Origin of the sequence: Paenibacillus jilunlii (genome assembly GCF_900102965.1) — a bacterium.
Lineage (GTDB): Bacteria > Bacillota > Bacilli > Paenibacillales > Paenibacillaceae > Paenibacillus_AQ > Paenibacillus_AQ jilunlii.
Genome location: NZ_FNGM01000002.1, coordinates 51,484 through 52,426, shown reverse-complemented (window position 1 = coordinate 52,426; position 943 = coordinate 51,484). Strand labels below are relative to the sequence as shown.

Sequence of the window (943 nt, the reverse complement as noted above, 5' to 3'; positions counted from 1 at the left end):
GCCGACCGCAGTCGTAACGCCGACGCCGACCGCAGTCGTAACGCCAACGCCGACCGCAGTCGTAACGCCAACGCCGACCGCAGTCGTAACGCCGATGCCAACGTCAAGCGCAACGGCGACACCGACAACTGAAGTAACGCCGAGTGCGACCGCATCAGCAACGCCGTCACCGAGCGCAACAGCAACGCCCACCAGCGAAGTAACCCCGGCGCCACCAGCACCAACGCCAGACACTACAGTCATTTATGTTCCGGTAACGTTCCCGACGCCGACACCATCATCCGTAATTGGCACGATCGTAGATGATACCTTGATTAATGATGACCCATTACCTTTGGGGCCTGTGGTACCGATTGCTCCAGTACAGCCAACAGCGTCGATACAACCAACAGCCTCAATGGAACCAACGCCAGCTCCTGCACCGGCCCCAACGGTAACACCGGAGCCGGAGGAAATAGTTATAACAGATGATGAAGTTCCTGCAGGGAGCGTGGATACATCCGATGAACTGCCGCAGACCGGGGAAGCAAGTCCAGCACCGTATTATATCGCAGGATTGGGAATAGCCGGCTTGGGTCTGCTCCTTAGCAGAACAGCAAGAAACAGCAGTAAACGCAAACGGTAAGAGAAGCTGTAACCCGTCGTAGAGGAGCAGTCAAGTTCTAATGGCTGTCAATATTATTCTCTGCGAAAGAGAGCGTCTGTGTCCCATAGCAGCATAATAACTAAAAAGAACAGGACTCCCTCCGTAATGGGGAATTCCTGTTCTTTTGTTTTGTGCCATAATGTCTTACATCAGAAAATGTGAGCAAAGGGTGCCTTTGATTCCGCCGCGGGAAGGTTTGTCTGGAAAGAACGGCAAAAATGCCGTTGTTGGGGGACCACAGGGCAGTTTGCTTCCCAGGCGGGAAGGATCAAAGGCAGAAATACCTTTGATTCGGCT

At 53.7% G+C, this 943-nt stretch carries 1 protein-coding gene; it reads left to right on the top strand.

From position 1 onward, the window contains the following. Positions 1–625: LPXTG cell wall anchor domain-containing protein (locus tag BLQ82_RS31795; RefSeq protein WP_167544673.1), on the top strand; the 625-nt coding region annotated here is incomplete at its 5' end. Between the last annotated feature and the right edge of the window lie 318 nt (positions 626–943).